Below are 9875 nucleotides of genomic sequence, written 5' to 3' on the forward strand. Positions count from 1 at the left end.
CCGAATCATTCAGTTATCTAGGCTAATGCTCAAAAGCTATTCGCCTTGTGTAGCACTCTTCTTTATTTCGCCACCGGCAACAACACCGTAAAGATTGTTCCACCACCTGGATTATCCGTCACCTTAATCTTTCCCTTATGCGCACGAACAATCCACTCCGCAATCGACAATCCCAATCCGTTACCACCTGTCTGCTTATTGCCCGACTTCTCTTCTCGATAAAATCGCTTGAAAACCGACTTCTTATTCTTATCGCTAATTCCAATTCCCGTATCGCAAATCTGAATTTTTAGATTTCGATTCTCAATATTGCTATTTACCGTAATCGTTGCCCCTTTAGGCGTGTACTTAATTGCATTATCCAACAAAATAACAATTAACTGATGCACCCGCTTTGCATCCACCAAAACTGGCTTATTCACATCAATTGCTGTCACCAATTTTTTGTCTTCGCTCTTAATCAAATCTTTATACGGTTCCAAAATCTCACTCATAAAACTTGAAAAGTCTACCGGTGCCTTATCCAACGTAATAACATTAGAATTAGCACGCGCCAACGTCAGCATGTCACTCGTCAATCCGTTTAACCGACGAATCTCCGACAACGACATAATAATGGCCCCAACCTGATTCTTAATCGTATCATTCGGTTTTGTCATCAAACCTTCTAGCTTATTTTGAATAATAGTTAGCGGCGTACGAATCTCATGTGCCGCACTATCCACAAATTCCTCTTGCTGTTTCCACGCCTTTAAAACCGGCTTCATATTGATTCGTGAAATAATATAACTAATGATAAACACAATCAAACCAAACACGATCAAAGACGCCAGCAAGAGATTTTTAAATCGGTTAATACTTTGAATTTCTGGTGTAATATTTTTTAAAACCAGTGCATATTTAGGCTGTAGATTTTTTTTCAACGTCTTACCCTGACGGTTTACCATCATTTGCGAGTTTACCTTCAAATAAACACCACGCATAGTTACGCTGCCAAGTTCAATGTTATAGATCTTATTTAATTCTGATTTATTAACTTTAATTTTAGCAACCGTACTCGACATATTGCTTAAATTTTGAGAATTAACAATTTTTCCTTTAGCATTATAATAAATTGTGATTGTTTGAAAATCAGGTGGCCCCATCATGTTTGTGCTATTCGCTGACATGGTTGCCCGTCGACTCAACGTATTATCAATACTCGTATACGTGTTGCGCTGATAAAACACAAAAAGGATCGTTCCCAAAATTGAAAACACAATTAAAAAACTGAAAAACTCAAGGAGAAATAACTTAATTTGTTGCTTTCGATTTACAATTTTATCCATTAATTCACTTCCAAAAGAAACCCTACATTACGTAAAGTTTGAATCAATTTGGGACGACCTGCCTTTTCTAGTTTACGTCGAAGATTACTAATATAAATGTTAACCACGTTGATCGTTGTATCGGAGTCCATTCCCCAAATGCGATCAAAAATCTGTTCACGCGACACAATAATATTTTTATTCTGCGCTAAGTAGGCCAAAATTTCATACTCTTTACCTACCAATTTAAGAGGCTCTCCATCAACCGTGACCTGCCGATTTTCCGTATTTAGCCACATCTTATCATCGACCATCAAGCGCTTATCGTCTTGATACACACCACTTCGTTTGAGCAATGCCTTCACACGCACAATCAATTCCTCACGATGAAACGGCTTCGTCAAATAATCATCAGCTCCAGTGTCAAAACCAGTAATTTTATCTTCCAAACTATCCTTGGCTGTCAAAACCAACACTGGTGTTTCGATCTTTTCCTTACGAATATTCTTGATAATTTCTAGGCCATTCATTAACGGCAACATCAGATCAACAATGAACAGATCATAGGGCTCCTCAGTTGCCAAGTATTCGCCCTCTTCACCATCAAACGCCTGCTTGACTGAACCAATATCAACCAAAAAGTCACGTACACTGTCTGAAAGCTGATGATCATCTTCAATTAATAAAATTTTTACAATGTCTGTCATCCTGCATCCCTAATTTCTTTTTTTATTTCATTACCATTTTAACCTATAAAATGAGGTTAAGACAAAGAATAATATTGTCCTAACCCCATTTTCAACTTTTTGGTATTACGCAACAACAAATTCTCGATCTTCTAAACTAATTTTGACATCACCTTGATCCGCAATTTTAGGGTCATGGGTTACGATAATAACGGTTTTGTGGTGCTCATGTGCCAAATCTTGAAACAGTTTGATAATCATCGCAGAATTCTCACCATCTAAATTTCCAGTGGGTTCATCAGCAATTACAATGTTTGCATCCACTAACATCGCACGGATAATGGCCACCCGTTGTTGTTGTCCCCCTGAGAGCTTTTGCACATTCTTTTTAGCATCAGCTTCCTCAATTCCAACACTTTTCAGAGAATCCAGCACATATTGTTTTTCACCTTTGTGTCCGGAATCAGTTACTGATAAAGCTGTCAAAATATTATCTAAAGCTGACATATAAGTCAACAAATTATATTGTTGGAACACAATAGCTACTTTATGTTTACGATAATTTGTTGCCCCGATTTTTTTAATGTTTTTACCATCTAAGAAAATATCACCTTTTTGTGGTTTGTCCAAACCTGCTATAAAAGATAAGAAAGTTGTTTTTCCAGATCCTGAGGCCCCAACAATCGTATAAACTTTATCTGAATCAAAGCTCAAATCCACATTTTCATAAAGCGGTTTGTCTGCTTGTCCATACCAATGGGTTAGATTTTTTACTGTTAACATTCACTCAACTCCTTGTTTATTTGACCTTTAGTGTTTATTCACCTATTAGGATATCCTTCGGTCTCAACCTCAAAATACTAATGGCAGCAACGCAAACAGCTAGAGCAATAATAACTAAGCCCATACCACCCAATTTAATTACTGAACTTGGACTAATACTTGTGTTCAACGTCTTCAATGCTTTTTTATTTGCTGCACTCGTTGTGGTTTGTGATGTCATTGCGCCACCACGCATACCACCGTTTTGACTGGATCCAGGTGCACCACCGCCACCACCAGGTCCACCGTTGGCTCCTGATGTCGATGACACTGACGTTGTTTCCTGTTGGGCTAATAATTGATTTCCTACCTTATTACCTACAAAGTTTCCTAGGAGAAGCGCAATAACCATTGCACCAATCAAAATGACAAACAGTTCAGAGAAAAGCTGCCCAATAATTCTTAGTTTTGATTCACCTAGTGAAACTAAAACACCAATTTCTCTTTGTCGTGTGCGGACTGACAGAATAATGATCAATCCCAAAATGATGGTTCCAGCAATTGCTACCAACCAGACAATTTTCTTTGCAAACGACTGAACATTCTTCATTGGTTGTAATAATTGTTGATAACTTTCATCGTTTGAACTTACGCTAAATGAACTACTGTTAATAATGCTCTTAATTTTTTTAGTTGTTACTTTTTCTTTAGCTGAATTTGAGAGTGTATAGGTCACTGTACTTGACTTGCCCTCTGTACCCGTAATTGTTGCTGGTAATGTATAACTGGTATAAATCGTGTTACTTGGATCACTTCCAGGCATACCACTAGAACTTGTTGACTTAGCTTTATAAATACCAACAACTTTTAACTTGATCTTCTTTTTGCCCGAAGTCGTCATTTTAACTGTAATTGTATCGCCAACTTTAATACTGTTAGAGCTTGCCAATTCTTTTTCAATTACGACATTCTTAGTATTGGCATCACTTGACGTAATATTACGTCCCGAAACAATTTTGTCTTCTTTAGAGATGAATGATGAAGTTAACTTTGTGCTTGAAACACCATCAATTGTAATGTTTCCGGTTGAGGCACCAGAGCCACCTTTCATCATACCGCCGCCTTGTGAACCAGTTGACGTTGAAACGGTATCAAATGAACTTGCGTTAACTGAGGCTGTGTTCGTAATATTATAGTAAGCAACTGTGCTTAAACTACCTGCCTCTTTAATCTTTGTATTGGAAACTGTAGGCGTTGTGATCGTCTTCGTTTTAGACTTCGATGAACTTGAACGCATTTTTGAAAACATTTTATTTCGATTAGCGGAAACACTAATTGTGGTTCCCGCCGATTTTGTCACACTGTTTGTCGCAGAAACTGCAGCATTTTGAATAATAATTCCTGATAATACAAAAACCAAAATTGCTGACATAATCAACAATAATAACAAGCTTTGACCTTTTTTATGGGTCAAATAAAGCATTGAACGTTTTAAATAATTCATTCTTTCATCTCCTTGAATTGATAATTCTATCTTACGCAAATTAGGTTAAACGAAGATTAAGGATTCTCATAGGAAGAAATATTTTTTGCTCGACCAAAAATAATCAAAAAAAGATCAAATCACATTCGCGGTATGATTTGATCTTTGAGCTAATTAGATAGCTTTCAATGATGTAAGTTAATTTTTACAGGGGAGTTGAACATATGGAAAATATCCATCTTCTTCCAACTTGGGAAGGTTAGAAAAAAATCACTTCTTTCTTAATGAATAAATTCATCTTAAAACCTAAACTTTAAATCAAGATTAAAAGACAAAATAATTTAAATTCTTTTTTAGAACCAAAGAAAAAGATCGAATCACATTCGCGGTATGATTCGATCTTTAAGCTAATTAGATAGCTTTCAATGATGTAAGTTAATTTTTACAGGGGAGTTGAACATATGGAAAATATCCATCTTCTTCCAAAACTTGGAAGGTTTNAACCTAAACTTTAAATCAAGATTAAAAGACAAAATAATTTAAATTCTTTTTTAGAACCAAAGAAAAAGATCGAATCACATTCGCGGTATGATTCGATCTTTAAGCTAATTAGATAGCTTTCAATGATGTAAGTTAATTTTTACAGGGGAGTTGAACATATGGAAAATATCCATCTTCTTCCAAAACTTGGAAGGTTTTGAAAAAATCACTTCTTTCTTAATGAATAAATTCATCTTAATTGCCAAACTTTAAATCAAGATTAAAAAGCAAAACTTTTTTTGAAAAATATTTAAGAGCCTAAAAACTATATTTTATGTAATCTAAAGGTTGAAGTATCAAAAACGCTTCAATAACTGCTGTTAAACGACTTAGGCTCCAAAAAATAGTTTAACTGCCGTCCTGCGGNAACTTGGAAGGTTTTGAAAAAATCACTTCTTTCTTAATGAATAAATTCATCTTAATTGCCAAACTTTAAATCAAGATTAAAAAGCAAAACTTTTTTTGAAAAATATTTAAGAGCCTAAAAACTATATTTTATGTAATCTAAAGGTTGAAGTATCAAAAACGCTTCAATAACTGCTGTTAAACGACTTAGGCTCCAAAAAATAGTTTAACTGCCGTCCTGCGGCTCACTCGGTCTGGAACGGGGTGGGCACGATTTGAAGCTAAGAAGTACACTTGTCTTCAAACTCGGCCTTATCCTAAGCAATGAATTGCTAAGGATAATTTCACCCCTGAGACCAATCGCCTCCGGACTAAGAACGTTGGATGTTAAATAATGCTTAGTAACATTGATATAATAACTTTTATATCGATGTGTTGATTGCAAAGATTAGACTTAGTCTGGAAGCAAATGGGCTCAGTAGTGACATTTATCTTAGTGGGTTTCGCTTAGATAAAGGCCGAGCTTAGAGACGTGCATTTCGGCTCTAAGTCGTGCCCACTACGCTCCAGCCCAAATTTGCTGGAAGACGGCATTTTAATCTAATTTTGTTACTATGAACATTTTTGTGTCAGGTAATTAGATACATTTTTGTGCTTTCAACCTTTAGATGTAATCTATTTATCTGACCGTATTCCTATATGCTACAATTGAATGAAATATTAAATTCGGCTAATGAGCTGAGTAGGTGAAGCTTATCATGAATAAAAAATGGCTATTTTGGGGACGAATTCTTGGCTTTAGTCTAATTATCTTTTTTGTCTACATCCTATTTAAACAACTGAATGACTACACCGGTTACTCGGCTGATGATTATTTGTATCATTTCTTTTTTCAAGGTGAATGGCCCACCAAACATCTGCGTGGTATTCATAACCTCTTAGACCTAATTCAATCAATTCAAATTCACACACGAATTAATAATGGCCGTTTTGTTGCTCATACTGGTGTGCAATTATTTATGCAGTTTCCAAAGTCTGTTTATAACATTGCTAACAGCATCGTCTATATACTGGTTGGCCTGTTAATTAACGTTCATGTCTTTGGAAAATTCAAAAATTTTCGCGTCAGTTACCTAGCTTTGACTTTTGCTTTAATGTGGGTATGTTTACCGGATTTTGGCACCTCAATCTTGTGGCTATCAGGTGGCTTCAATTATCTGTGGGTCGCTTTAGTTTATTTAACTTTTCTACTACCTTATCGTTTCAATTATCACGCTAAACATCCGCGCCTGATGTTTATTGGTATGCTGGTTCTTGGTTTCTTGGCTGGCGGAACTAACGAAAACACAGCCCCACTGACATTGTTCGTCGCCTTTGCCTTTACTGTTTTCGACTGGAAAAATAGTCAACTTGCCTGGAAATGGGCTGGTGGTATTGCAGGAGCGGAAAGTTTTAGTATCTTGGTTATCTCCGGATTAAATCAAGTCGCTGTTCGCGGGGATCAATATGATATTGCTAGTTTAATTACTGACACCCTTAAATATTCCGGAACTTTAATTTTAATTCTGGTTCTATTAGCCGTTTATCTGTATGGGCAACATCATGCTTATGATCACACCCTTAACTGGCACGATCAACGAAATTACCTAGCTGGTGTCCTTTATGGAATTGGCGGTTTTTTAGGAATCGTGGCGTTGATCGTCTCACCTCAGATTCTAAGTCGTGTATTTTTTGGTCCCAATATTTACTTTATTATTGCGCTTTTAAATTTATTGTCCGATCACGCCAAACTGAGACAATCATTTTGGTTACCACGTTTACTACCAATTATTGCAACTATAATTATCGGCTTTATCAGTATTCCAATTTATGACAACGCTGTGAAATCTAATTATACTTCGTTTACCTACTGGAAGGCCGGCGATACAATTGCGCGCTATGATCACAAACATGGCATTATGCACGCTAAAGTTCCGGGTATGCCACCGGTTACTGACGATCACAATATGTATCTCTCTTCAACTTATGTCAGCCCTGGAAATCCTAACAAACAGTGGTTTAACGCTTGGATGGCACGTTATTACGGTCTAAAGTCGATTACCGTTGACAACACAATTCCACCAGCTAAAGTCAAGATTAATCGACAAAGTATAACTTGGAAAACTTATCAATGGTTAACTCGTTTTCACAGTCAAGTTTTAAAGATTGGGCATGCCGTACCTGTGCACGCAGCAACCACTATGAAGACAGCCTATCTACGTTATATTGATGAAACGGGCAAACAAGTTGGAACCGAACCGATTAGTGGTTATGTGGGAAGTACTTTTGACATCAGTCATGCCTCAGTGAATGGTTACACTACTCTTGCTAAAAATCCACAAAGCTATACTTTCACAACTGCTGCTAATCAAACCATCACGATTAAAGTAAAACGAGTTGCAAAACAAACTCACGCAAAATTAATTTATCGCATTAAAAAGAACAATAAGATTGTTGGTACTGAATCAATTAGCGGCAAGGTTGGCCAAACAATTAATATCAGCAAAGCATCAACTGCCGGTTATACAACGGAAAAGGGAGCTCCTAATTCATACAAATTTACCAATCGAACCACTTCAAAGATAACTATCTGGGTAAAACCTAGTTTACAAGGTGTCACCATCAACTATTTACAAAAACAAAAATTAGTTAAACAGGTTTTCGTTCAAGTTAAAACCGGAGCTGATTTTAAACTAGCTGCCCCGCTTGGCTATCGCATGAAAAGTGATCAACCCACAACAGTAGTCATGCCAGCGGCTGGTATCCGAACCTTAAAAATTCCAGTTTACAAGCGATCACTTTGGCAGCGGCTGGTCCTTAATCCTACATCACGGTGGTTGATTATCGGCGGCATACTTTTTGTTATTTGGGACTCACTTATTGCCTATTATCAAAATAAAAAGCAAAATAACTAGGATGGTTTTTTATATGCAATTAGTAATTAATTGGCTCAAAAAAGACACAAAAAAACCGAATCACATTCGCGGTATGATTCGGTCTCTAAGCTAATTGAATAGCTTTTGATGTAAGTTAATATTCACAGGGGAGTTGAACATATGAAAAATCTCATCTTCATCTTGAAATGCTCTTTCTTAATGAATATATTTATAATAAAGTCTCAACCTTAAACCAAGATTAAAACAACAATTTTTTTAAAATAAAATTTGAGCAGTCTGCTTTACTTATTTATAGTAAGCTTGTATTATACTTACTGTAACTAAGAAAACAAAACTTTGAAAGATGGTGAAATCTAATGAAGATTAATATTAAAGATCAAGCGGAAACTTACTTGGCAAACAAAATTTCAGCTGGTAAACACGTATTTTTAGCATTGGATGATGGTTCCAGTAAATTTTCAAAACTTGGTGGCTCATGTGCAATTGGAAATAAATTTCAATTAGTTGTGGCTGATCAGGAAGATCCAGAATATTCTGTCACATTAGAAAATAACGCCGGGTTTACAATGACGACCGCTGAACCAGAAACCACATTTCTTGGTAATGGCTTAGCACTTGATTATAAGAACGCTTCGTTACGGTTAACTGATGATAGCGGTGTTCTTGACGGAGCTGTTACTGTAGATACCTATCAAGCACCTACTAAAGACAAACAAGCTATGAAGGATGAAATGTCTGAATTGGGTGGCAAGATTTGTTAATAATTTAAAATTCCGATATAAAAGGATGGCAAATCACTGATTGCCATCCTTTTTGTTTCATTCTATTATCCAAATATCACTTCAAAGCTTCATAGCTCCCCATATGTTTGTTGAAAGTCCACAACGGCCCCTCTTAAATTCGCCATGTCCGTATACTTGCAAGCCACTACATCTGGTTTAATTGAAGCAATTTTAACTTGTTTTCTGATTTCTTCAATATTTTGTTCAATATTTGGAATTAAATCAGGGTTGTTTGAAACTGCACCACCAATGACAATTTTTTCGGGATCAAAACTGTACTGTAAATTATAGATTCCTTTTGCAAGTGCCCAATACATTTTGTTCACTTCAGCTTGAGCAATAGCATCCCCAGACTTAGCTAGATCAAACACTTCTTTACCAGTTTTTTGCGCATTTGTTTTTTTATTATATCTTTCGGCAACTCTCACCGAGGTTCCCAACTCACTTAAAATATGTTTGTCATCAGATAAAGTGAATCCAAACTCGCCACCAAATAAATGAGCACCATGCCAAATTTTATGATTAATAATAACAGAACCGCCGACTCCAGTACCAATCACCAAAAATAACAAACTGTCTGCACCCACGCCGGCACCATCTACCAGCTCGGCCAGGGCAGCACAATTGGCATCGTTTTCCATGCTAATCTTCAAATCAAATCTTTTTTCCAGTTCAGGTTGAATCTTAAAATTATGAATGTACGGTAAGGCACTTGCGCCTTCGATCACACCCGTTTTTTTATTTACTGCACCAGGCGAACTGATGCCAACTCCTGAAATTTCAAATTGGGTTTTCATTTTTGTAACTTCAGCTGTTAAAATCTCATAAAATTCAGATAATGTCTTTGGCGTTTTTCGAGAATTGTGACCCACTAAACGTTGTCCATCCCAAACTGCAAATTTGATTGTGGTTCCGCCAATATCAATCAATCCAATGTTGCTCATTTTCAATCACTTCTGTCTTTATATTTTAATTTATGAAATCGGATACATTTTTATTATACAACTAAAGGTTGAAAGTCCAAAACACATCTC

At 36.3% G+C, this 9875-nt stretch carries 7 protein-coding genes; 2 read left to right on the top strand and 5 right to left on the bottom strand.

Annotation, left to right across the window (positions count from 1 at the left end; all coding sequences use genetic code 11):
• Window positions 1–62 precede the first annotated feature (62 nt).
• From IV87_RS10410 to IV87_RS10425, 4 genes are all read right to left on the bottom strand, one after another.
• Window positions 63–1328 carry a sensor histidine kinase gene (locus tag IV87_RS10410; protein WP_057808022.1) on the bottom strand — a complete coding sequence of 422 codons (1266 nt, stop codon included), beginning with the start codon at window positions 1326–1328 and terminating at the stop codon, window positions 63–65.
• On the bottom strand, window positions 1328–2014 hold the full coding sequence (locus tag IV87_RS10415) for a response regulator transcription factor (protein ID WP_057808024.1): 687 nt from the start codon (window positions 2012–2014) through the stop codon (window positions 1328–1330). Before IV87_RS10415 ends, IV87_RS10410 begins: the two co-directional genes overlap by 1 nt.
• A 105-nt stretch (window positions 2015–2119) precedes the next feature.
• Window positions 2120–2776 carry an ABC transporter ATP-binding protein gene (locus IV87_RS10420; RefSeq protein WP_057808025.1) on the bottom strand — a complete coding sequence of 219 codons (657 nt, stop codon included), beginning with the start codon at window positions 2774–2776 and terminating at the stop codon, window positions 2120–2122.
• Window positions 2777–2810: 34 nt separating this feature from the next.
• Window positions 2811–4259, bottom strand: coding sequence for an ABC transporter permease (locus IV87_RS10425; RefSeq protein ID WP_057808027.1), 1449 nt, complete (start codon window positions 4257–4259; stop codon window positions 2811–2813).
• Window positions 4260–5881: 1622 nt separating this feature from the next.
• Here IV87_RS10425 and IV87_RS10430 point away from each other — a divergent pair.
• Together IV87_RS10430 and IV87_RS10435 are read left to right on the top strand one after the other, a co-directional pair.
• On the top strand, window positions 5882–8077 hold the full coding sequence (locus tag IV87_RS10430) for a DUF6056 family protein (protein ID WP_057808029.1): 2196 nt from the start codon (window positions 5882–5884) through the stop codon (window positions 8075–8077).
• Window positions 8078–8415: 338 nt separating this feature from the next.
• Complete coding sequence (locus tag IV87_RS10435) at window positions 8416–8820, top strand: iron-sulfur cluster biosynthesis family protein (RefSeq protein WP_057808031.1); 405 nt, start codon at window positions 8416–8418, stop codon at window positions 8818–8820.
• A gap of 89 nt (window positions 8821–8909) precedes the next feature.
• Here the strand turns inward: IV87_RS10435 and IV87_RS10440 are convergent, their stop codons facing one another.
• A complete protein-coding gene (locus IV87_RS10440) occupies window positions 8910–9785 on the bottom strand; it encodes an ROK family protein (protein ID WP_057808033.1) in 876 nt (291 codons plus the stop codon).
• Between the last annotated feature and the right edge of the window lie 90 nt (window positions 9786–9875).

The organism is Pediococcus ethanolidurans (assembly GCF_001437405.1).
In the GTDB taxonomy this organism is placed as follows: Bacteria; Bacillota; Bacilli; order Lactobacillales; family Lactobacillaceae; genus Pediococcus; species Pediococcus ethanolidurans.

Excerpts from the sequence above, each read along its gene's own strand:
- IV87_RS10420 (WP_057808025.1), bottom strand. The coding sequence starts at position 2,776 with ATGTTAACAGTAAAAAATCTAACCCATTGGTATGGACAAGCAGACAAA.
- IV87_RS10440 (WP_057808033.1), bottom strand. The coding sequence starts at position 9,785 with ATGAGCAACATTGGATTGATTGATATTGGCGGAACCACAATCAAATTT.
- IV87_RS10415 (WP_057808024.1), bottom strand. The coding sequence starts at position 2,014 with ATGACAGACATTGTAAAAATTTTATTAATTGAAGATGATCATCAGCTT.
- IV87_RS10410 (WP_057808022.1), bottom strand. The coding sequence starts at position 1,328 with ATGGATAAAATTGTAAATCGAAAGCAACAAATTAAGTTATTTCTCCTT.
- IV87_RS10430 (WP_057808029.1), top strand. The coding sequence starts at position 5,882 with ATGAATAAAAAATGGCTATTTTGGGGACGAATTCTTGGCTTTAGTCTA.
- IV87_RS10435 (WP_057808031.1), top strand. The coding sequence starts at position 8,416 with ATGAAGATTAATATTAAAGATCAAGCGGAAACTTACTTGGCAAACAAA.
- IV87_RS10425 (WP_057808027.1), bottom strand. The coding sequence starts at position 4,259 with ATGAATTATTTAAAACGTTCAATGCTTTATTTGACCCATAAAAAAGGT.